The sequence below is a fragment of the Mycoplasma paraquilae genome, assembly GCF_048284415.1.
Lineage (GTDB): Bacteria > Bacillota_I > Bacilli_A > Mycoplasmatales > Metamycoplasmataceae > Mycoplasmopsis.
This window is the reverse complement of the sequence record NZ_JBLVZU010000001.1, coordinates 103,137-125,935: the sequence shown is the minus strand read 5'-3', so window position 1 is coordinate 125,935 and position 22,799 is coordinate 103,137. Positions and strand designations below refer to the sequence as shown.

Here is a 22,799-nt window from a genome sequence, read left to right as displayed (position 1 = left end):
ATATCACCACCTTAATTCAGTGGTGTTTTTTATTACAAAAAATAATAAAAAAATGCGATATACGCATATTCTGGTGCCCAAGACAGGATTTGAACCTGCACGGATTGCTCCACTAGATCCTTAGTCTAGCGTGTCTGCCAATTTCACCACTCGGGCTTGATGTAAATATTATAATATAAAAAACAAAAGAAGTAAACAAGAAAACTTGAAAAAGTTGCTTATGTTTTACCTTTTTATTCTGACATAAAATAACTAAAATACATGCCTATTTATTAAAAAAACATGCAGCAATTTTAATTTAATTAGTAAAATACATATATGGGATTTTTTACAAAATTAAAGGAAAAAGTTTTTACTAAGAAAAAAGATGTAGAAACAGTTAACAAACAACTAGATGAAAAAGAAACTAAAGAAATATTAGCTTCTGAAAAGTTTAAAAAATATGAAACAGGTTTAAACAATGCTTCTTCATTCGGAAAGAAATTACTCGAAATTCAAAACAAGCATGTCAAAATTGATGAAGATTTTTTTGATGACTTTGAAGAATTGCTAATTATGTCAGATATTAATGCTGCATTAGTTGACGTCATGATTGAAAAAATTAAAAAAGAAATTAGAACAAATAATATTGATGACCCAAAACTAATTGGTGAATTAGTAGCCGATATGATGTTTTCGATTTATGCAAATAATTCAATTGTTAACACTAATTTAAACTTTGAAGATGGTAGATTAAATGTATTTATTTTTGTTGGTGTTAATGGTTCAGGAAAAACTACTTCAATTGCTAAAATAGCAAACAAATATATCAAAGAAGGTAAAAAAGTTCTAATTGCTGCTGCTGATACCTTTAGAGCTGGTGCAGTTAACCAATTAGGTGTTTGAGCAGAAAGAATTGGAGCAAGCATTGTAAAACCTGATAAAGAAGGTGCTGATCCTTCTAGTGTAGTCTATAAAGCAATGGATAAAGCTACAAATGAACACTATGATTTATTAATCATTGATACAGCTGGTAGATTACAAAATAAAGTGAACTTGATGAAGGAACTTGAGAAAATGATTGGTGTTATTCAAAAATTTGAATCTTCAGCTCCTCATGAATCTTTATTAGTGCTAGATGCAACCACTGGACAAAATGGATTATCACAAGCTAAACATTTTAGAGATATTGCTAACTTAACCGGAATTATTCTAACTAAAATGGACGGAACATCAAAAGGTGGTATTGTACTTTCAATTAAAGATGAGTATGATATTGATGTTAAATATGTTGGTCTAGGAGAAGGACTAGATGATTTACAAGAATTTGACCTTGAAATGTTTATTTATCATATGACAAAGGATTTAATTCATGAACAATAAATCAATTGAAAATATAGATAGATATACAGCTTTATTTGATAAATATGGAAAATTACTAACTCAAAACCAGCAACAAGTCTTTCGTTTATACTATGAACAAGACCTTTCTTATTCAGAAGTTGCTGAAATTTTAGCAACCACTAGATCTGCTGCTTATGATGCTTTAAATAAAGCAATTAAAAATTTACTTAAATATGAAAAACAAATAGATCAATAAAACAAGCTCTATGGTCAGCAAATTTTAAAAATAAAAAAGATGACAATTCCACTTTTGCTTTAGCTGGATGTCATCTTTTTTATTTTTAATTTTATTAATGCTTACTTTATTAGAAATGCTATTTATAGCACCTTTTCAGGTCAACATCAGAATTCATATTGTAAATACAAAAATCCTAATTTAAGCTCTATTTAGTAATATTGTTTGAGGATTATTTTTTCTTAGAATATTGTTTTGCCCTTCAATCTCATCTATTCATATAAAAATGTTTAAAAAACTTATTCCATTTTCCACTTGTTTCAATAGAAAAAGGGTAATTTTCAATCTTCTGGCAATCCTTGTAGAAAAGTCTGAATTCTCATGTTATTTCACGAATTGCTTGGTAAATTGCAAATAAGCCTACAATTATTAAAATTGCAGCAATTACTATCGAATAAGTTTGTTTTATATAAACAATAGATAAAACTAAATAAGAAATTGTGGCCCCTAATACTATTATGCTAAATGCTAGCGTCCATGAAATAATTCAAATTTTATGTTTTTTAAGCAATTTATTTTCTTCGTTCATGTTGCCCCTAATATTAAAAAACTTTTATAGTTGTAATTAAATGTTTCTATATAAATATTCTAAAGTATTTTAAAGTAAAAAATTATAAAAAAATCCTAGTTAATCTAGAATTTTTAAATATTGTTATATGTTATATGTTATATTATTAATTATTTATTCATTAATTCATCTTGTTTTTCTTTAGTGATTGCATCAATTTTCGCAATTTCTTTATCAACTTCTTTTTGAATTGCATCTAAAAAACTCTTTTGAACATCCTCAGATAATTCATCATCAGCCTTGATTGCTTTATTAATATCTTGACGTGCATTACGAACACCCACTTTAGCATTTTCAGTTAATTTAGCAAGTGATTTAGTCATTTCTTTACGTCTTTCAGTTGTTAAAGCTGGGAATGTAAGTCTAATTTGACTTCCTTCATCAACTGGTAAGATTCCTAAATTAGCTTTTTCTAAAGCTTTATTAATTTCTCTTACAGAAGTAATGTCATAAGGTTTAATTAATAACTGTTGTGGTTCAGGAACGCTAATATTAGCTAATTCTTCAAGTGGTGTTAAAGTGTCATAATAATTAACTCTAACTCCTTTAATAATTTGAGGGTTGGCTCTTCCAGTTGAAATCTTAGATAATTCGAAACGATAGTGAGAAATAGCTTTTTCGCATTTTTCTTCAAGTTCCATTAAGTACATTTCTAATTCCATTATTTTGTAACCTCCGTATGTGTAATTGTGCCTTCTAATGCTCTTACTATTGAGTTTTCTTCAAGTAAGTTAAAGACAATTAAATTAATATTATTATCTCTTGCCATGCTAGTGGCAGTTAGATCCATAACTTGCAATTTCTTTTCAAGAATTTCATCATAAGTTACAGTATCATAACGTTTTGCACTTGGGTTCTTTTTAGGATCCGCGTCATAAACACCATCAGTTCCATTTTTACCCATTAAAATAACTTGAGCTCCGATTTCTGAAGCATATAGTGTAGCTGCTGTATCGGTTGTGAAAAATGGTCTACCTGTACCACCAACAAAAATTACAACTTCACCTTGTTCTAAGTATTTCAAAGTTTTTTCGTTTACATAATTTTCAGCAACTCTCTGGTCAATGTTTAATGAACTTTGAACTCTGGCTTTTAATCCTACTTGTTCAAACCCACTACATAACGCAAGTCCATTCATGATAGTTGCAAGCATCCCAATATAGTCAGCTCTATTTCTGTTGATTCCATTTTTTTCAGCAGACGCACCTCTTCAGAAGTTACCTCCACCTATAACAATTGATACCTCAACACCTTGAGACACTACTTCTTTTAATTGATGAGCAATTTTAGATACTAAATCATAATCAATTGCTAAATGTTTTTCTTTATTTGCAAAACCTTCACCTGAAAGTTTTATCAAGATTCTTTTATATTTGATCATTTTTCACCTCTAATTTTTATTGCTTATATTTTATATTAAAATATGCCAGAAATGAAATGGTAATTACTTTTTTTATTATATGCATATAGTTATATACATCATTTTTTGCATCTACTAAGCTTTATACAATAACAAAAATAATTATTTTGTTCTGCTTAGTTAAAATAGAAATAAAAAATATTAGCTCATTTTGATGCTTTAAAAATGTTGAAAAATCAATTAAAAATGCAAATGTGGAACAAAATGTGGAAATTATTTATCATTTTTCTATTTTTCTAAAAAATAGTTATAATTGTATAACAATTAACACGAAATGGCTTTGCGTCATTTTCATTCAATTATACAAATAATTTAATTATGAAAGGAATTAATTAATATGGAACAAAAAGAAAGATATTTATTTGCTATTGACCTAGATGGTACTACACTTCAATCAAGTGCTACAGGCGCAATACATGACAGAACAGTTTCAGCAATTAAAAGAGCTACAGAAGAAGGACACGTTGTATGTATTCTTACAGGTAGACCATGAAGAAGCACAAAATTCATTTACGACACTTTAGGTCTTAATACAATAGTTTCAAACTTTAATGGAGCTCACATTCACCACCCTTATAATCAAGAATTTATACCTTACATTAAATACTTAAATCTAAACGAAGCCTTATACATTATCGGTGATCCTCTTGTACAAAAAGAAATTACTAACCTTGCAATTGAAGGTCCAGATTGAGTGCAACTAGATCACCGTGATGAAGAGCTTGAAAAAGTTTTTGGATTTAAAACTAGTGCTAAATTACAAATTGGACTTAACTATCACAAGCTACCTTTAATGCCAACGGGTGTTATCTTTGATGTTAAAGCTACAACAGATGTTGAATTCTTAAGAAGATATTTAAAAGCACGTTATGGTGATTTAGCAGAATTTTCATACTGATCAAAAGGTGAAGGGCTTACACCAGTATTCGATATCACAAATACTCAAGCTAACAAAGGTAAAGCTTTAAGTTTATTAATTCGTTACTATGATATCAAAATTGAAAATACCATTGCTTTAGGAGATGGATTTAATGATGTGCCAATGTTTAAGATTGCTAATGTTTCAGTAGCAATGGCTAACGCATCTAAAGATGTTAAAAAATATGCTTCAATTAAAATGACAAAGACAAATAAAGAAGGTGGAGTTGGAGAATACATTCATAAATTCTTAGACAACCCTAAAGCTGAAATAGAAAAATCAAATGCTAGAAAAAGAAAAGTTCAAGCAGTTGAGGAAGAATAATCATGAAATTTATTGATGATGTTAAGTTATTTGAGTTGGAAACTTATGAAGTAATTGGAGTTGATGAAACTGGAGTTGGTGACTATTTTACACCACTGGTTGCATGTGCTGTATATTTACCTAATCGATTAAAAAAATTTGTTTTAGATTTAGGGGTTAAAGACTCTAAAAAACTAACTGATAATCGGATAAAAGATTTGGCACCTAAATTAATAGAGTTTTTACCTTATTCAGCTTACATTTTATCTCAAGCTGGATTTAATAAATTAAGTAAAAGCTTAAATAATAATGAACTTAAGTTTTTTACTCATGCAGCTGCATTATCTAATTTACATCAATATCATGTAGCTTCCACTAAGGCTAATGCTATTATTATTGATAAATATTCAACAACTAATTCAATTCTTAAATATCACGATAAAATATTTACAAATAACTGAGCAAATCTATATGAATATGACTTGCCCACACTATTAATTGAAAAAGCAGAAGATGTACACTTAGCTGTTGCTTGTGCTTCAATTATTGCTCGTTATAAATTATTAGAATACATGCAAGAACAAGAAAAAAAATGAAATTTTCACTTCTTGTTTGGAGCAAGTAAAGAGGTTAAGCAGCAAGTTCAAGACTTCGCTTTAACTTATGGGCAAGATTCACTTGCACAAGTTTGTAAGCTAAATTTTAAAATTAAATAATCGCAGATAATGCGATTTTTTATACCTTTAACATAGATTTGGTACAATTAAAACAGTAAACAATACAAAGAAGGAAGTAATAAATGAGTAAAAAAATAAGTATTAAAATTAAGGATTTTGACAATCTTGAAATTGAATTATTACAAGATGCTTCTACCGGTGACTTTATTTCACTTTTAGACCTTGATAGTGATAAAATTTCAACTTTGTTTGAAAAATATAAAGAACAAAGCGCAACTTTTGTTGCTAAAATTAAAGAACAAGTAATTAGAGAATACGAAAAAGACTTGCCAAATCAAATTGAAGTTAGAAAATTACTTGATGAAGCACAAAACAAATTCAACCTTAAATTGCAAGAAGAATTTGAGGAAACTCAAAAGATAAAGGATAAATTGGCAGATGCAGATAAAAATTATCAAGTTGCATTGGCCAAATTGGAACAATCCGATGCAAACCTAAAAGCTCAAATTGAAAATGCTCAAAACAAAGTTAAAGAGCAATTGGCTCAAGATATGGAGGCTTTAAAGGAAGAAATTAATAACTTAAATAATCAAATTTCCAAGACTAATTATGAAAAAGAAAAAGAACTTAATGAATATAAAGTTGAAATTAATAACCTTAATAAAAATCATGATCTAATAGTTCAAAATAAAGTTTTAGAACAAAAAGAAAATATCAAAAAAGACTTTGAGCAAATGTTTGAAGCTAAAAAGAATGAATTATTATTAGCTGGAAAACAAGAGCAAAAAGCTATTGATGAAGCTATCTTAAATGAAAAAGTCAGCTATCTAAATGAGCAAATTACTAATTTACAGTCTGAAATCGCACATACCAAAGAAGAAAATAATAAACTAACTCAAGCTAAGTACATGCGTTCAACTAAAGAATTGGGTGAAGATTTTGAAAAATCTATTTGAGACTCTTTAAATGAAAATTTTGGTTTTGATAGTAATATTAGATTTTCAAAAACAACTATTTCTAAAACTAAAGAAGGAAAAAATACGAATGTTAAAGACGAAGGAACTAAACCCGATTTCTTAATTGAATTCTTAAATCAAGATCCAGGTAGGGATAATGAAGTTATTGGAACAATCGTTATTGAAGCTAAAGACCAAGCTAGTGAAGAAGGAAAACAAAAAAATTCTAACTTTTACAAAAAGTTAGAAAATGATCGTAATAATTATAAAGCCGATATCGCCTTCCTTGTAACAACATTAGAACCAAATGAAAGCTATTTAGTTAAAAACGTAAATAATTATAAGAATCTTATTCAAATGCGTTTTGAAGCCTTGCCACAAATGATTCGTATTTGACAACGCTTATTCATAGAAAAAAGTAAATTGAATCGTTTAGATATCAATCTTGAGTCTAAAGCTAAATTGCTTCAAAAATTTGATGAGTTTAAACATGAATTAAGCAATTATCATGTTCGCCTAGTTGATGAAACAATTGCTAAAATGATTAAACAAGTCGATGATTTAATTAATATTGCAAATAATTTACGTAATTCAATTGATAATGAACTTAAGGGAAGATTTGAACGTTTAATGAACAAATTTATTAAATTTAGTTTACAAAAAGAATATGAAAAACTTGATATTCAAGATTCAGGAATAGACACACCACAAATTCCTCACACAATGAAAGAAATACCAAATATTCAAGATGCTGATATTGTAGAAGAAGAATAATTACCCTTGCAGTAAGCTCCTAAAGTGATTTAGGAGCTTTAATATAAAAAACTAGTAATTCAGCTACTAGTTTTCTTTTTTGTACTTATTAACTTTAACGCGTTTGGTTTTTGGAATATTAAGTACCATTGTAAATTCACCTTTAATGCTATCGAAAGAAGCAAATTCTTGGTATAGTTGTGCTCCTGAGCCAAAGAACCATTGTTCATATATTTTGGTTAATTCTTTGGCCAAACAAACTCTTTCTTTTCCTTGGAACACAGTATCAATATCTTGCAATGTTGCAAGCAGTTTATGAGGTGAAACATAAAAAATGTATGTCCCTATTTTTAAAGTAGAAAGCTGATTAATCCGTTGTTGACTTTTATCTTTTATAAATCCTAGAAAAGTAAATTCATTTGAAAAGTTAGAACCAACAAAAGCTGTAATTGCAGCATTAACTCCAGGAATAATTTCAACTTCAAGTCCAGCATCTTTTGCTTGTGCAATAACTTCAAAACCAGGATCCGAAACTACTGGCATTCCAGCATCTGAAACTAAAGCCACATCATTACCATTACGAATAAGATCAAGTAAGCCTTTTGAAGAACTCTTTTCAGTAAAGTTGTTGTAAGTTAACAACTTTTTATTTTTAATTTCATATTTTTCAAGCAGTTTATGAGTAACTCGGGTGTCCTCACAAGCAATATATTCTACTTGATTCAAGATTCGCAAAGCTCTTAGTGTAATATCTTCTAGGTTCCCTATTGGTGTTCCCACTATGTATAATTTAGCCATAATACTCCATTAATTTATTTAACATAATTTGTTTTTGTAATTCAAAAATTGCTTGTTTTTTTATTTTATTGATAAATTCATCTATATCTAGAACAAAGTTCAATATACTATTACAATGATTATATCAAGTGTTGCGTAAATCGCTTAATTCCTGAGTTAATTGGTTGCTTAATGGTAAAAAGTTCATTTTACCAAGTAGCATAGCTTTTAAAGTAAGTAAAATAAATTTACTCATTAATAAATTATCTTTGTTTAAAACACTATCAAGATAAATAAATAGCTCCTCAGGTTGTTTAAACGATTGTTTAATAGCATTTATTAATGTTTTTATTTCAACTTCCGCTACATCAAAAAATTCTTCATTATCAGATAAATTAGGATCTTTAAATAGGTAAGCTAATAATAAAGATATAGGTTTTTTTGTCACATTATTTGGCCAGCTAGCTAATATTTCTTGATAACTTGGATTCTCCACTCTAAGTACTTGTGCACGAGAAATAATTGTATCTAGCAACATATTAATATTATTGGTTGTAAGTACAATTATCAAGTCATCACTTGGTTCTTCAATTGATTTTAAAATTGAATTAAGCCCATTAATTGAAGTATTTTCAATATTCTTTATTACTAAAATCGAATATTTATAAAGTTGCTTAGTAGTGCTGCTAAATGAAAGTGCATAAAACGCGTTATCAAAATCATCTTTTTTAATACTTTCTTCACTTCCATCTAGCAATAAAACATTTGGAGTTAAATATTCAAGTGTACTTATTTCTTCAGTGTCATTAATTGCATTAATAAATTTAATCAAGTCAGCATCAAACTGATAGTTTTCTTCACCCTGTAATAAAAATAAATGATTTAACTTACCATTCAAAGCTAAATCATTTATATTTTCAAGTATTTTATTTTGTAGCATGCTTTTCTAAGTAAGCAATAAATTTAGGGTGTTGGTGAAGTTGATTAATTATATCTTGAAGAACTTCTTCTTCTGTTTGTGTTGCATCAATAACCATGAAACGTTGTGGATCTTCATGAATTAAAGCTTGATATCCTTTGTAGACTAAATTATGAAATTCTAATTTTTCTTGTTCCATTCTATCTTCAACTAGTCTAGTACTTTCTCTTCTTTGTTTAGATTCTTCCGGTGTAAGGTTTAAAAACACTGTAATATCTGGCATTGTATGATTAATAACAATGTTAGTGATTGCTTTTACAAATTCAATTCCTAGTTCTCTGGCATAACCTTGGTAAGCATAAAAACTATCAACATATCTATCACAAACCACAATTTGATTTTGCTCTAAGGCTGGTCAAATGACTTTTTCTAAATGAATTCTACGACTAGTTGTATATAATAAAGCTTCTGCTACCGGTGAAAGATCAGAAGATTTATCCAAAATTATTTCTCTGATTTTTTCGGCTTCTCTAATGCCTCTTCCACCAGGTTCCCTGGTTCAAATGACACCAATTTCGGGATGCATTTCTGCTAATTTAACTACTAGTTTTTGTGTGATGGTTGTTTTTCCTGATCCATCAAGTCCTTCAAAAGATATAAACATATCAACTCCTTTATTTTTGTCTATTATTAAGGGCAAATTTAATCGTAATTTCATCCATATAATCTAAGGAGGCACCAAGTGGCAGCCCAATAGCTAATTTAGAGACATTTAATTTTTCTTTACCTAATTCAATTTTTAATATTTGATTAGTTATTTCCCCTTTTAATGTAGGGGAAATTGCTAAAATAATTTCATCAAAAGTGCTTGCGTACTTAACAAACTCTTTAATTTCCTTTTGATATTTAATAACATCTTTTTCTTTTTCGATTAGAAAAGGCAAGATGTAGTATTTACCATGATAAAATCCTGCATCTTCAATTTTTTGCATAGCTTGCAAGTTTTCAACAACTAATAAAGAATTATCACGGTTTGGGTCATGACAAATTGTACAGATATCTTGTTGCATTAAACTACTACAAATTGAGCAGAATTTTGTTTTAATCTTAATGTCTTGGATTAATTGAGTTAATTCAAAAACATCGTTTTGTTCTGATTCTAGAATCCAGTAAACAATTTTTTCAGCTTGTTTCTTACTGATACCTGGAATTTTTTTAGCCTTAACTATAAAGGCATTGATATCATCAGTGTAAAACATAGCAGCCTAAAAAGGCATTCCTCGCATTGCTGGAGCTAGTTTTTCAGTTTCTTCTTTAATTAAGTCGATCCCTTCATTGAATGCTACAACAAGTAAATCTTGTAATAATTCTTTATCTTCAGGATCAACTAATAATTCATCTAGTTCAATAGAAACTATTGAGTAATCACCTTTCATCACTAGTTTAATACCTTGCTTCTCAATAACGAATTCTTTTTCTTCAAGTTCTTTTTGTTTAGCTTCAAGTTCTTTTTGCATTGTTTTAATTCTTCTTAAAAAATCTGGTGACATGTTCATAAGATACTCCTAATTTTATCTAAATAAGTTAGCGCGATTAATAAATCAATCATCGCTGTTTTCAGCAATTGTTTCCTCCAAAAACTCTGGTTCAACAATTGGAGGTAAGTCATCTTTATTATGACTACTAATATATTCTTTAATTTCTTGCACTTGTGAGTGAGAAATCGGGTAAATATATTTATAAGGCTCTCCAAAAAGGTATGTTACAAAGCTTTGTAGCCATTGACTATCACCTTTTTGTGCAATTTTATCTAATACTGCTTGGTCATTTGAAGTAACCACAATAAAGCGATCTGAACCAAACATAATTTTTAGTTGTTTAAATAACGCAGCTTGTTGTTTAAATTCTGGCTTTGATAACAAAATTGAATCTATATTTGCAAGTGCGTTTCTAAAAATAACTGTAAAGTTATACTCAGAATTCTGTTGAATTCATCTTGCATCATTAACATATTCTTCAATACCACGTTTTTGTAAAAATTCCGCATATGGGATCTTTTTAGCGATTGGTGTTTCTTTATTATATTCTAAACTAGTAAAATCTTGAATTTTGTTTATGTCTATCTCTCTTGTAGAAATAAGATTTTCTTTTTCGCCAGTTATGGTTTGATCATTAATTAGTTCAGAATCCACATCTTTGATGTCCCCCTCATGCTCATTATTATCAAGTAAGAATTCTTGAGTTTGATTAAGCATTTCACTAACCATAGCTTGAGTTTTATTATTTTGCTCAACTACATTTGAAAATGATAAATCCATTTGATTGTAATCATTATCATCTTCTTCTTTAATTAATTTATTAGCTAAAAATGAATCTTGCACAGAAGCATTTAAAAAATCATGCACTTTTTGATCGACTACAGTTTGAATTTGATCGCTTTCATTGCTTTGAATTAAGTTGTCATCTGAATTTGTAGCTACTAGGTCAATATCAATGTTTGAACCAATATCAAATTTAAAGTTTTCCGACACTAAATTTAGCACACTTTCAGTGGTGTGATGTTGAATATTAAGCTCATGTTCAGGAACTTTTTGCTCTTGTACTGTGTCATTTTCTTCTGGAATTAAGTTTATAAAGACTTCGGAATCTGATTCTACTTGTTTTTCTGCTTGATCCAAAATTTTAGTATCTAAAGTTGCCTCCATTATTGATTTTACAGGTTCCACTTTAACATTATTAAAATTAGCAGGTGCTGTTTCAAATTCTTGCAATGCTTTTAATAAACCAAGTTCAATAATTTCAAATGGAAAAGGGCTTCTTTGAACCTTGATAAACATATCATAAAATGCATCAGCTAAAATAAGGCAATTATGAGTTGAAGTAGATATTTGATTTAATTCCTGTGGTGTATAAATTACCAATAAATCACTTGCCTGTGTTTTTAAGTAAAGAAGCTTTTCTTTGTTTAAATTTAATAAAGCAAGTACTAATTGACTTGGATCAATTCCTTTTTGCTCTAATTCGTTTAACTTACGAATCAACTCATAAGCGCTGGCATTTAGAATTAAATTCATTAATGTGATAGTTTCGTTAGTAGATAAAATACCAAAGTTAGCATATAAACTCTCAGCTGTAATTGTTGCTCCATTAAATGAAGCACTTTGGTCTGCGATAGAAAGTGCATCCCGCATTCCACCGCTAGATAATCGAGCAATAATGCGAAGTGCTTCTTTTTCATATTGAATGTTTTCTAATTCTAAAACATGAGCTAAATGTTGCATAATGTCTTTATCACTCATTCTATTAAAATTAAAAACTTGTGTTCTAGAGCGAATAGTTAGAGGAACTTTTTGCACATCAGTTGTGGCTAAAATAAAAATTGAATGAACAGGTGGCTCTTCAAGTGTTTTTAAAAGTGCATTGAAAGCGCTCTTAGTTAACATATGAACTTCATCAATAATGTAAATTTTATATTTACTATTAATAGGAGCTTGCTCTATTTTTTCTTTAAGATCTCTGATTTCATCTACTCCATTATTTGAAGCTGCATCCATTTCGATAATATCTAAACTGTCATTGAAATGTGCAAGGCAATTTTGACATGAAATTGCATTATTATTATGTGCACAATTTAATACATTGGCAAAAATTTTAGCTACAGATGTTTTTCCGGTTCCTTTTGGACCACAGAATAAATAAGCGTGCCCAACTTTGCCTGAAAGAATAATATTTTGCAATGTTTTAACAATGTGTTCTTGACCCACAACTTGTTCAAAAGTATTGGGTCTATATTTTCTATATAACGTCTTGTAACTCATTTTGCTCCTTACTATGTTTTAATATTATAAACAATTAAAGTGATTGCTAATATAAATAAATCAAATTTATTCTAATAATTTCATTTACTACTACATTGTAGGGATAAAAGTGAATTACCACATTTTATGAAACATAAATAAAAAAAGTCCAATGGACTTATTATTTAGCTTGAGCTTCAGCAGCTTTTCTAGCAGCTTTCTTTTCTTCTTTAGCTAATTTTTTTGCACGAGCTTCAGCACGTAATTTGTTTTTTAATCTAACTACTTTACGCATGTTAATCCTTTTCATTTAATTATTAATAATTATGAATTTATTTTACTATAAAAGTTGAATTTTTAAAAATATTTTTATCTCTTATTAATCAACTAAAATAGTAAGAAAAATAATATTCTTACAAAATTGTAGCAAATATTTTATATTTTGTGAATTTAGTCAAAGAGCATCTAACAAAACATTTTTTAATAATTCTTGCTTAATGTTGTTTGTTTTTCGATTTTTAGCTTCTTGCATTTTTAATATTGAAAAATCTCTTGTATATTTATGGTTAAGAGAAAGATATTTTTCAGTTATTCTATAAAGAAATTCTGTGAACAAATCATTTTTACTTTTTAAAATTCTAATGCCAGATACAACAAAAATGGACATTTCAGTTTGTAAATAGATGGGGTATGATCTCCTATTATTATAGTCTGCAAATGGATATCTGTTTGCAAATTTTCAAATTGATTCAGCTTCTTACTAAATATCCTGAAATAAACCACCTACAGAGACACTTTTACATATTTTTTATATGCAGAAGTGAAAAAATAATATCATTTTATTAATATATTTTTTGCTCTTCTCCAAACCCTTTAAATCTTATTTCTGCACTAATTTTCTCTTTTGAATATGCCCTTCCGTCTCAAGCTTGCTTGTTTATAAATTAATTTTATCATAGCTATAAACAGTTACTGAAATATATAAATTTTGCTCTTGAAATTAAAATTTTTCACATAGATCAGTGGTTTATAGCACTTTGTAAAAAATAGTTTTCAAATTGATCATGATAGATATAGTTATTTATGACAAATTATATTTTTAGTTTTAGTAAGATTTCATAGCTTATAAAATATAATTTCTATGTAATTTTAGGTACATTTAAATGAAAAAAAACTACATATTTTAGGAACAAAAATTTCTTAATCACATGTAATTCGGAAAAGTAATTACATTAGAAACATTATGATACCAATAGAGAACTGATGTTATCTGTGTTTGCATAATGAATCAATGCAAGAATAGAATTATTTATACGTTTTGCATTAAATGTCTTAAAAGTAATGTGCACTAATAAACCATTTAAATAAAGTCGTCTTATTGTTTTTATCATTACAAATATTTTTTAAAGAATATAAAAAGTAGCAAATTAGATTTTATTGAAAAAAGTAAACTCTCAGGCCTTTTTATTACTATGTTAATAAAATAAATTATAATTAAATGGAAACTATAGAAATAGAGGAAGAATATGAAAAAAGAAAAAGAAGTACTTGTAACTGAAAAAATAATAAACGAAACACTTGATCGTATCATGGCAGATCGTTTTGGAAGATACTCAAAATATGTTATTCAGCAAAGAGCACTACCTGATGTTAGAGATGGACTTAAACCTGTACAACGTCGTATTTTATACGCTATGTATGGACTAGGATTATTTAGTGATAAACAATATAAAAAATCTGCTAGAGTTGTTGGCGATGTTATTGGTAAATACCACCCACATGGTGATTCTTCAGTTTATGAAGCTATGGTTAATATGTCACAATGATGAAAAATGAATTTACCACTTTTAGATATGCACGGAAATGTCGGATCAATCGATAACGACCCAGCTGCTGCTATGCGTTATACTGAAGTTAGATTAGCTAAAATTTCAGAATTTATTATTGGTGATATAAAAAAAGATACAGTAAAATTTGCACCCAACTTTGATGACTCTGAAGTTGAGCCGACAGTATTACCTTCAATTTTTCCAAACTTATTAGTTAATGGGTCAATGGGAATAGCTATCGGAATGGCAACTGATATGCCACCACACAACCTTGGTGAAATAATTGACGCAACCATTTATCGTATTTTAAACCCACATGCTACATTCTATGATGTTGTAAAATTTATTAAAGGTCCTGATTTCCCTACAGGTGGGATTATTCGTGGGACTAAAGGAATTTTAGAAGCTTTTGATACCGGAAGAAATCAAAAGGATAAAATTAGACTTTTCGCTAAATATACAACTTATTCAAAAGACAAATACAAGTACATTGAAATTACCGAAATTCCCTATGGCGTAGTAAAATCAAAATTAGTATATGATATCGATAATATTATTAATAATAAAGATATTGATGGTATCTTAGAAATTAAAGATCAGTCAGATCGTGAAGGAATTAATATATTAATTACACTAGATGCTAATGCTAGTGAAAACAGTATTTTAACTTATTTGTTCCAAAAAACGGATCTACAAGTTACATATTCATACAATAATACTTGCATTGTACAAAATTCACCTCGTACATTAGGAATTGTGCAACTTATTGATAACTACATCTTGCACGTTAAAGATATAAAAACTAAAACTTTAGTTTATGATCTTGAAAAATATAAATTGCGTTTAGAAATTGTAGAAGGATTTATTAAGGTATCCGAAATTACTGATAAAGTAATTGAAGTCATTCGTAAATCTGAAGGTTCAAAAGCTGGTGTCATTGAAAACTTAATTAATGTTTTTTCATTTACTAAGAATCAAGCTACAGCTATAGCTGAATTAAGACTTTATAGATTAAGTAAAACTGATAAAGAAGCTTACCTAAATGAAAAAGCTGAATTAGTTGCTGAAATAAATCGTATTAACTTATTGCTTAGTGATGAAAATAAATTTAATGACTTTATCATTGACCAATTAAGTCAACTAAAATTGCTCTTTGCTAAGCCTAGAAAAACTGAAATCGTGGAAGAGGAATTTGATTTTAGTTATAATGAGACAGATCTTATTAAAGAAGAAATGATTAATATCGGTCTTTCACGTGGTGGATATATTAAACGTCTTTCACAAAGAGTTGTGGACTCAAATAACTTCGAGACTTACAACTTAAAAGATGATGATAATTTAATTTTCTTTGGAAAAGTAAATTCAATTAATAACTTATTGATTTTCACAGCACTTGGAAACTACATGATTATTCCAGCTTATAAGATTCAAGAATCAAAATGAAAAGATTTAGGCTTCCATTTATCTAATTTTGCTGACTTTTTACTAGCTGATGAAGTGGTATCAATATTTGAAATTAATGATTGAAACTCATTAATTTATGTTGCGCTAGGAACTAAGAATGGATATTTCAAAAAAACCTTGCTACAAGATTTTGAAGTATCTAGAATCAATCGTTCTTATACAGCTATTTCGATGGAAAAGGGTGATAAACTTGTCAATGCAACCATTTGCAATGGTTCACGTGATATAGTTATTATTACAGAAAATGGTTGTGTTTCAAGGTATAGCGAAACAGATTTAGCGCAATATGGTACTAAAGCAAAAGGGAATAAAGGTGTTTATTTATCGCTAAATGATAAAGTTCAAATGTTTAGCACCATTGCTGCTGATGGTTTATTAGCTTTAGCATCTAACAATGGTCAAATTGTAAAAATTAAAGCCGATAAATTCCCATATGTTCCAAAAAACATTAAAGGTAAGCCTATTTTTAAAGATACTAAGAAATTCTCTGTTGATTCAATTGCTGAAATAACTAGTGATGAAGCAACATTAATTGCTAGAGATGTACTTGAACGTAGTTTCATTGATCAGGTTAAATCATATGCAATTTCAACAGATAGTCCAAGAATTTATCACATTGATATAGCCAACCCTGAAAAAGTAGCATTCAATATTAAATATTTTGATCAAGACTATAAAGCTGGTGAAATGATTTTTTCAAAGGAAAGAGTACAAACTGAAGCCAAAACTTTAGAACAAGTTCGTATTTTAGAAGAATCAGCTACAGCAGCAATTAATGCTTTAATGGAAAAAATTAATAAGAACTTAGAAGCAGATAAAAAGAAAAATAAATAGAATATAGCAGCAAGCCCTCTTGCTGTTTTTTCTGCTACAAACTGCATAATTCTTTTACTTGTTTAAATAATGCTGCTATAATAAGAACAATATGAAAAATCAAGCAATTAATATCTTATTTTTAGGAGATATTTTTGGAGAACCAGGTGTGAAAACTGTAGAGAAATTTCTACCTACCCTAATCAAAGATTTTTCAGTTGATTTCACTATTGCACAAGGTGAAAATGTAACTGGTAGAAAAGGATTAGATAAAAACGATTACGATAGACTTTCACAGGCTGGAGTTAATGCTTTTACAATGGGAAACCATGTTTGAGCTAACAGTGATATTGAAAACTTTATTGATAACAGTAATGTTATTAGACCTTATAACATTGACTTGGATTATCCCGGGCAAGGAAGTAAAGTATTTGAAGTTAAGGGAAATACATTAAGAGTGACATCGATTATGGGAATTACTTTTAATGAATTAATGTCACCTTGAAAACAATCTCAAGCTAATAACTTTTTTGATGCTATGGATCAATTACTGGAAGAGGGTCAAAAAGCTGATTTTCACTTTGTAGATTTTCATGCTGAAACTACAAGCGAAAAGAATGTTTTTGCCTTATATCTAGATGGAAAAGTTGACGCAGTGTGTGGAACACATACACATGTACAAACTAACGATGCTCGTATTTTACCAAAAGGTACAGCTTATATTACTGATGCTGGTATGACAGGTCCAATGAATTGTGCTATTGGAGCAAATTTTGATGAAGTTTATCACAAGATGCGCTACAATGCACATGAACGTTTTAAGGTTAGCAATAATAACACTCAAATTAATGGGGTGATTATTACACTAGATAAAGTAAATGGTAATTCGATTAAATTACTAAATATTTCAGATATTACACTTTAATTTAAATCAGCTTAGCCTGATTTTTTATTGCTTATTTATAGTTCAAAGCTGCTATAATATTTAAATCTTAGGGGTCGATATGAATAAAATAAAAAATTTAGAACAACTTAAAATCGTTACAATTATCCACATTATTTTAGTAATAATTTCTACTTCTTTTGCAATTCCTATGTATGCTGTAAATACTTGATTCGGAATACTAAGAACACTATCAACAGTCTTTTCAGGAGCAATTTATTTAGCAACTTTTATAGTATTTATTATTATGCTAGTAACAACTGCAACTTTAACTTCATATGTTTCACAAGATAATAAAACCTTGCTTTGGGTTTCGTTTATTTTTTTGTTCTTTTTCCCACTTGTAAGTTGAATTTTAAACTTTATTGTAATTTCTCATGAAAATTCATTTTATGCAAACCAATTTGAGTAGTAAAAATTCTAGACTTTTGGGTCTAGAATTTTTGTATTATTCCATAGCGTTTTGCTTGTTTTTAAAGTTCATTTTAATTGGACAACCTCTAAAGTCAAAAGTTGCTCTAAGTTGATTTTCTAAATAACGTTGATATGAAAAGTGTAAAAACTTTTTGTTGTTAACAAAAAATGTAAATGTTGGGATTTTAGCTTTTTCTTGACGAGCAAAGTAAATATTTAATCTACCACCATTGAATGGTACAGCAGGTTGAATAATTTGAGTTTCCATAATTAAATTAGAAAGCATTGAAGGTTTAATGTCTCTTTCAAGGTTGGTTCTAACCATATTGATTGTTTCATATAATTTATTTAAGCGTTGGTTATATTTAGCTGAAATAAATACAAACGGAACCCATGGTACAAAGTGGAATTTATTTCTAAGCTTCTTTTCATATTGTGCCATTGTATTAGTTTCTTTTTCAACTAAGTCTCATTTGTTAATAACTACAATAATTGGTTTTTCATTTTCTAATGCATATCCGATAATACGTGAATCAAAATGCGATATCTCTTCCTGTGTTGCATCGATAACAATTAAAGATAAATCAGCTTCAGCAAGTGAATTCATTGCTCTCATTAAGGCATAATGATCAACTGATTCAACTAATTTAGATTTCTTAGTAATTCCGGCTGTATCAATAACATTATAAACTTTACCATCAATTTCAACCAATGATTTAACTGAATCTCTGGTAGTCCCAGCAATCGGAGACACAATTGAGCGTTCTTCTTTAGCTAAATTATTAAGTAATGAGCTTTTTCCGGCATTAGGTTTCCCGATAATTGCAAGGTTAAATGTTTCAACACTTTCTTCTTCGCTAAAATCTAAGTCTTCTATACATCTATTAAGCACATCACCTATTCCTTCACCATGAAGTGCTGAAACCGGAAAAATATGTTCAACTCCTAGCTTATATCAACTGTAATCAAATTGTTGATTGTCTTCAAGTTTATTAGCTACAGCAATAATTGGTTTGTGACTTTTACGTAAAATATTCATGATAAATAAATCATCATTGGTAATTTCACTTGTTCCATCAAATAAGAAGATAATTACATCTGCTTCTTCGATAGCAATTTTAGCTTGAATTTGAATTTGTTCTTGAAAGGGTCTATTTTCAATTTCAATTCCACCAGTGTCAATAATTTTTAACTCTTTACCAGCTCAATTAATCTTCTCATAAAGACGATCACGAGTTACCCCTGGTTCATCATGTACAATTGAAACTTTTCTTCCAATTAATTTATTGAAAAAAGTACTTTTTCCAACGTTTGGTTTACCTATAATAGCTACTGTATTACGCATTATTGGCCTCCTTGTAGGGTTTTAATTTTATTATCAACAATTTGTAGGATATGATCTAATACTTCTTCTAAATTCATTTCTGTACAGTCAACATAAATAGCATCTTCTGTTTTGTGAAGAGGGTCAATAGCTCTGTTCATATCTTGTGCATCTCTTAATTTAACTTCATATAATACTTCTTGGAAATCTGTATTATAACCTAAAGCTTGATTTTGTTCAAGTCTACGTCTAGCACGTTCTTCTTCACTAGCTCATAAGAAAATTTTAACTTCGGCATGAGGCATAATTTTGAAAGTAGTATCTCTACCATCAATAATGTAACCTTTATTTTTTAATGTCATATTTTGAATAAAATTAACAACAAATTCTCTTACTTGAGGAATTTTGGCTACAGTTGGTGTGATTTTGGAAATATAATCTGCTCTAATATCATGTGAAATATCCATTCCTCTAAGCAAAGTTACATCATTAGGTCTTAGTTCTATCATCCCTGGCTCAAGTGATTGAATTATTTTTTCTGTTTCATGTGATTCAATTCCTGATTTATTTGCATTATATGCTACCGCGCGATATGCACTTCCACTGTTAATAAATGTATATCCTAAGCGTTTAGCCAATTCCTTTGAAATAGTTGATTTTCCTGCTCCACTTGGCCCATCAATTGCAATATTAACTTTCATATTTTCTCCTACAATAAATAAATAAAAATGCACAAAATTAGATTTCGAGCTTATTGACCTTAACTCGAGTAGTATTTGTGCTTTGTAAATTTTGGTTGGCTACTTGAGTACTATTAGGTTGAGAATTTATTAATTCATAGAAAACTTTATTTCTTTCGTTAGTTTGATAGAAAGGAAACTTATCTATAAAACATTCAGTTAATTTCAAGTATTCAACTTCAATTTTATTCAATTCTTCTTCTACATGTTTTATTGGTTTTTTATTGGTTATAAAAGATTGCTCATCACATCATTCTTGACAAGCTTGGACATTAAAATGTTTAATTTTTACTAAATCCGTTCCAAAAAAATTACTAATTCATTTCATTTCTTTTTCAAGTTCCTGATCTTCTTGCAAAGCTAGGTACTTTAATCTTTGAAATGAGAAAGTTTCTTGGGTAGATTGCTTTGATTTATAACCTATTTTACCCATAGCTTTATTTTACTATATTAATTTATAAAAAATTGATAAATATCAAGAAAAAAAGGCTATTTAAAAGCCTTAGTTACAGCATTCTTAAATGAAATTTCATCAAGAGGGTAAAATGTATTCACTTTTTCATATGCAGTTTTAACAACATAAGTAATATATTGCTTATTATCACTGAATAATTCAGCAATTGGGCGTTCTGAAACTAGCAATTTATCGAATTCATTTTCTTCTACTGAAACCTCATTTTGATCAACTTGTTTTTTAAATGCATTTTCATATACTGGCGAAGAATATATGAACATCAATGCATAATAAATTACTTTTGAAGCAAAGATTTTTGGATATTTTTTAAACATCATTGAATTAGTAATGTAGTCTTTAAACATTGTATAGCTGTTTCTATTTTTAATATAACTTTTATCAATATTTAAATTAAATGAATCTACATCTAAGTCACAAATATTTTCTCAAGTAATTACAATTCTTGGTTTTTTGCTAAATAATACTATTAAAGAAAATACTACAATAGCAATATAAAATGCTAAAGCAAAATAACTAATTAAAGCAAATGCCCCGATCGGTTGAAATAAAAATGGACTATAAGCATTTTTCTCTTGGTCTCAGATAGTTATTTTCAAAACTCCAGCTGCATATAAAGCAAATAAAATAATAATAATTCCAAAATAAGCACTTGACATCCCAAGTTTCCAATATGTTTGTCGTCTTACTCAAGCAATGTTAAATCCTGCTTTAATAAAATTAAAGTAACCATACATTTTAAAAACTGCATAAAACAATAAAGCAGCTAATATAATGGTAATTATATATAATCAATTTAATGTCATAATTTTATTTTACTAGATTGTATTTAAAAAATATACGATTTTTTTACATTCAATAGAAAAATATTTTTATTGAAATTTCCATATTTTTGCAAAAAAGAATCCTATATTCTAGAGTGGGATGTAAAAATATGGAAATTGATTCTAAAGTGATTCTTTGCTCATAGGTTTGATAGAATAATTATGAGGCAATTAAATGTTGCCTCAATGGCACTACTTATTTAAAAGGTTTTTCTCATCCCTCATCTTTTGTTTCCTTTTTAATATATTTTTTGCTATTAAGTATTGCCAGATATTTTCAAGTATATTCACAAATATTTTTTATTTCCATTTTCTTTTTTCACATAATTACCTCCTTATCTCTTTCTCGCAATTTTTAAGGAACTCCTTTTAGGTATAATGTAAAAATGATCGATTAAATTTTACGAATAAATATAATATATTACTATGCTACAAGATTAAACAATGTCTGTTTTTAAAAAAACAGGCATTTTATTTACCTGTTTTTTGAGTTTAAATATCCGAAAACAACTATTCCTGTAGCCACAGAAACATTTAATGATTGCACAGTACCATATTGATTGATGTGAATGCATTGATCAGTAACAGCAAGCACTCCCTTACTTACACCACTACCTTCATTACCCATTACTAATACTGTATGTTCAGGATATTGAATTGTATTATAATCCACTGAATCTTCTTGCAATGTTGTGCTATAAACTCAATATGAATTATTTTTCAGTTTAGTAAGAACAGCGCTTAGTGAACTGACTTTGTAAAAATTCATTCCCACAAAACCACCTGAAGAAACCTTTAAAGCTGTAGAGTTAACCTCTGCTGCATTATCTTTTGGAAGTAAAATATCTTTAATTCCCGCTGCATTAGCTGTTCTAATAATTGCTCCTAAATTTTGCGGATCTACAATATGGTCTAAGGCTAGAATGATACTTGGTTTTCTTTTAACAAGTTGTTCAACATCTGAATAATTGATGCTTTTAATAGCGACAATATAACCTTGGTGGTTAGCACTGTTTGACATTTCGTCTAATATATTTTTTGAAACGAATTCTATTGGAATGGCACGCTTATCAACTTTAAAACTAGTGAAATTTTCATTTACATAAATTTTGGAAATATTTAAGTTGCTGTTTAAGGCATCCATTACCGAATTCTTTCCTCAAATTAATGTTTCATTAGATGACTTAACAATCTTTTCATTACGCTTTTTGCTATCTGAACGTTCATTAGCAAAAGATTTATTTTTCTTATTAAATTCTTTTTTCATTT

At 28.6% G+C, this 22,799-nt stretch carries 24 protein-coding genes and 1 tRNA gene; 8 read left to right on the top strand and 17 right to left on the bottom strand.

The window, feature by feature from the left end; all coding sequences use genetic code 4:
* Positions 1 to 71: 71 nt before the first annotated feature.
* A tRNA-Leu gene (locus ACNQ12_RS00590) sits at positions 72 to 156 on the bottom strand.
* 162 nt (positions 157 to 318) lie between these two features.
* On the opposite strand from ACNQ12_RS00590, the gene ftsY reads away from it, so the two are divergent.
* Positions 319 to 1,362: a signal recognition particle-docking protein FtsY gene (gene ftsY, locus ACNQ12_RS00585; RefSeq protein WP_418036846.1), complete on the top strand. Its 1,044-nt coding sequence runs from the start codon at positions 319 to 321 to the stop codon at positions 1,360 to 1,362.
* Positions 1,352 to 1,579: a sigma factor-like helix-turn-helix DNA-binding protein gene (locus tag ACNQ12_RS00580; RefSeq protein ID WP_416754399.1), complete on the top strand. Its 228-nt coding sequence runs from the start codon at positions 1,352 to 1,354 to the stop codon at positions 1,577 to 1,579. Before ftsY ends, ACNQ12_RS00580 begins: the two co-directional genes overlap by 11 nt.
* A gap of 211 nt (positions 1,580 to 1,790) precedes the next feature.
* Here ACNQ12_RS00580 and ACNQ12_RS00575 read toward each other — a convergent pair whose 3' ends face one another.
* The 3 genes from ACNQ12_RS00575 to pyrH all read right to left on the bottom strand — a co-directional run bounded on the left by ACNQ12_RS00575 (position 1,791) and on the right by pyrH (position 3,567).
* Positions 1,791 to 2,147: a hypothetical protein gene (locus tag ACNQ12_RS00575; RefSeq protein WP_418036844.1), complete on the bottom strand. Its 357-nt coding sequence runs from the start codon at positions 2,145 to 2,147 to the stop codon at positions 1,791 to 1,793.
* Between the two features lie 149 nt (positions 2,148 to 2,296).
* Positions 2,297 to 2,848, bottom strand: coding sequence for a ribosome recycling factor (frr, locus tag ACNQ12_RS00570; protein ID WP_416754401.1), 552 nt, complete (start codon positions 2,846 to 2,848; stop codon positions 2,297 to 2,299).
* On the bottom strand, positions 2,848 to 3,567 hold the full coding sequence (gene pyrH / locus ACNQ12_RS00565) for a UMP kinase (RefSeq protein ID WP_416754402.1): 720 nt from the start codon (positions 3,565 to 3,567) through the stop codon (positions 2,848 to 2,850). Before pyrH ends, frr begins: the two co-directional genes overlap by 1 nt.
* 376 nt (positions 3,568 to 3,943) lie before the next feature.
* Between pyrH and ACNQ12_RS00560 the strand changes: the two genes are divergently transcribed.
* The 3 genes from ACNQ12_RS00560 (at position 3,944) to ACNQ12_RS00550 (ending at position 7,235) form a co-directional block, all read left to right on the top strand.
* A complete protein-coding gene (locus ACNQ12_RS00560) occupies positions 3,944 to 4,849 on the top strand; it encodes a Cof-type HAD-IIB family hydrolase (protein ID WP_416756025.1) in 906 nt (301 codons plus the stop codon).
* 2 nt (positions 4,850 to 4,851) lie between these two features.
* Positions 4,852 to 5,544, top strand: coding sequence for a ribonuclease HIII (locus ACNQ12_RS00555; protein ID WP_416754405.1), 693 nt, complete (start codon positions 4,852 to 4,854; stop codon positions 5,542 to 5,544).
* Between the two features lie 83 nt (positions 5,545 to 5,627).
* Positions 5,628 to 7,235 carry a DUF2130 domain-containing protein gene (locus tag ACNQ12_RS00550; protein WP_416754407.1) on the top strand — a complete coding sequence of 536 codons (1,608 nt, stop codon included), beginning with the start codon at positions 5,628 to 5,630 and terminating at the stop codon, positions 7,233 to 7,235.
* A 66-nt stretch (positions 7,236 to 7,301) separates the two neighbouring features.
* Here ACNQ12_RS00550 and rsmI read toward each other — a convergent pair whose 3' ends face one another.
* The 7 genes from rsmI to ACNQ12_RS00515 all read right to left on the bottom strand — a co-directional run bounded on the left by rsmI (position 7,302) and on the right by ACNQ12_RS00515 (position 14,098).
* Complete coding sequence (gene rsmI, locus ACNQ12_RS00545; RefSeq protein WP_418034774.1) at positions 7,302 to 8,012, bottom strand: 16S rRNA (cytidine(1402)-2'-O)-methyltransferase; 711 nt, start codon at positions 8,010 to 8,012, stop codon at positions 7,302 to 7,304.
* The gene (locus ACNQ12_RS00540) at positions 8,005 to 8,931 is read right to left on the bottom strand and encodes a DNA polymerase III delta subunit-related protein (RefSeq protein ID WP_416754410.1); all 927 of its coding nucleotides are present in this window, start codon (positions 8,929 to 8,931) and stop codon (positions 8,005 to 8,007) included. The genes rsmI and ACNQ12_RS00540 overlap by 8 nt, the downstream gene beginning before the upstream one ends.
* A complete protein-coding gene (tmk, locus tag ACNQ12_RS00535) occupies positions 8,918 to 9,574 on the bottom strand; it encodes a dTMP kinase (RefSeq protein WP_416754411.1) in 657 nt (218 codons plus the stop codon). The genes ACNQ12_RS00540 and tmk overlap by 14 nt, the downstream gene beginning before the upstream one ends.
* A 10-nt stretch (positions 9,575 to 9,584) precedes the next feature.
* Complete coding sequence (locus ACNQ12_RS00530; RefSeq protein ID WP_416754412.1) at positions 9,585 to 10,169, bottom strand: toprim domain-containing protein; 585 nt, start codon at positions 10,167 to 10,169, stop codon at positions 9,585 to 9,587.
* A 6-nt stretch (positions 10,170 to 10,175) separates the two neighbouring features.
* Positions 10,176 to 10,460: a YbaB/EbfC family nucleoid-associated protein gene (locus ACNQ12_RS00525; RefSeq protein ID WP_418036842.1), complete on the bottom strand. Its 285-nt coding sequence runs from the start codon at positions 10,458 to 10,460 to the stop codon at positions 10,176 to 10,178.
* 21 nt (positions 10,461 to 10,481) lie between these two features.
* Positions 10,482 to 12,728, bottom strand: coding sequence for a DNA polymerase III subunit gamma/tau (gene dnaX, locus ACNQ12_RS00520; RefSeq protein ID WP_416754414.1), 2,247 nt, complete (start codon positions 12,726 to 12,728; stop codon positions 10,482 to 10,484).
* A gap of 1,220 nt (positions 12,729 to 13,948) precedes the next feature.
* Positions 13,949 to 14,098, bottom strand: a complete 150-nt coding sequence (locus ACNQ12_RS00515; protein ID WP_418019006.1) for a hypothetical protein — start codon at positions 14,096 to 14,098, stop codon at positions 13,949 to 13,951.
* Between the two features lie 198 nt (positions 14,099 to 14,296).
* Between ACNQ12_RS00515 and ACNQ12_RS00510 the strand changes: the two genes are divergently transcribed.
* The 3 genes from ACNQ12_RS00510 (at position 14,297) to ACNQ12_RS00500 (ending at position 18,168) form a co-directional block, all read left to right on the top strand.
* Complete coding sequence (locus ACNQ12_RS00510) at positions 14,297 to 16,834, top strand: DNA topoisomerase IV subunit A (protein ID WP_474623448.1); 2,538 nt, start codon at positions 14,297 to 14,299, stop codon at positions 16,832 to 16,834.
* Positions 16,835 to 16,925: 91 nt separating this feature from the next.
* Complete coding sequence (locus tag ACNQ12_RS00505) at positions 16,926 to 17,738, top strand: TIGR00282 family metallophosphoesterase (RefSeq protein WP_416754417.1); 813 nt, start codon at positions 16,926 to 16,928, stop codon at positions 17,736 to 17,738.
* A 79-nt stretch (positions 17,739 to 17,817) separates the two neighbouring features.
* Positions 17,818 to 18,168, top strand: coding sequence for a hypothetical protein (locus tag ACNQ12_RS00500; RefSeq protein ID WP_416754418.1), 351 nt, complete (start codon positions 17,818 to 17,820; stop codon positions 18,166 to 18,168).
* Between the two features lie 36 nt (positions 18,169 to 18,204).
* Here ACNQ12_RS00500 and der read toward each other — a convergent pair whose 3' ends face one another.
* The 6 genes from der to rlmB form a co-directional block, all read right to left on the bottom strand.
* Positions 18,205 to 19,515, bottom strand: a complete 1,311-nt coding sequence (der, locus tag ACNQ12_RS00495; protein ID WP_416754420.1) for a ribosome biogenesis GTPase Der — start codon at positions 19,513 to 19,515, stop codon at positions 18,205 to 18,207.
* Positions 19,515 to 20,195 carry a (d)CMP kinase gene (cmk, locus tag ACNQ12_RS00490; RefSeq protein ID WP_418036840.1) on the bottom strand — a complete coding sequence of 227 codons (681 nt, stop codon included), beginning with the start codon at positions 20,193 to 20,195 and terminating at the stop codon, positions 19,515 to 19,517. The genes der and cmk overlap by 1 nt, the downstream gene beginning before the upstream one ends.
* A 37-nt stretch (positions 20,196 to 20,232) precedes the next feature.
* On the bottom strand, positions 20,233 to 20,667 hold the full coding sequence (locus ACNQ12_RS00485; RefSeq protein ID WP_418036838.1) for a hypothetical protein: 435 nt from the start codon (positions 20,665 to 20,667) through the stop codon (positions 20,233 to 20,235).
* 56 nt (positions 20,668 to 20,723) lie between these two features.
* Positions 20,724 to 21,512 (bottom strand): hypothetical protein, encoded by a 789-nt coding sequence (locus ACNQ12_RS00480; RefSeq protein WP_418036837.1) that lies wholly within the window; start codon positions 21,510 to 21,512, stop codon positions 20,724 to 20,726.
* 214 nt (positions 21,513 to 21,726) lie between these two features.
* Positions 21,727 to 21,855, bottom strand: coding sequence for a hypothetical protein (locus tag ACNQ12_RS00475; protein ID WP_416754425.1), 129 nt, complete (start codon positions 21,853 to 21,855; stop codon positions 21,727 to 21,729).
* A 150-nt stretch (positions 21,856 to 22,005) separates the two neighbouring features.
* Complete coding sequence (gene rlmB, locus ACNQ12_RS00470; protein ID WP_416754426.1) at positions 22,006 to 22,797, bottom strand: 23S rRNA (guanosine(2251)-2'-O)-methyltransferase RlmB; 792 nt, start codon at positions 22,795 to 22,797, stop codon at positions 22,006 to 22,008.
* Positions 22,798 to 22,799 lie beyond the last annotated feature (2 nt).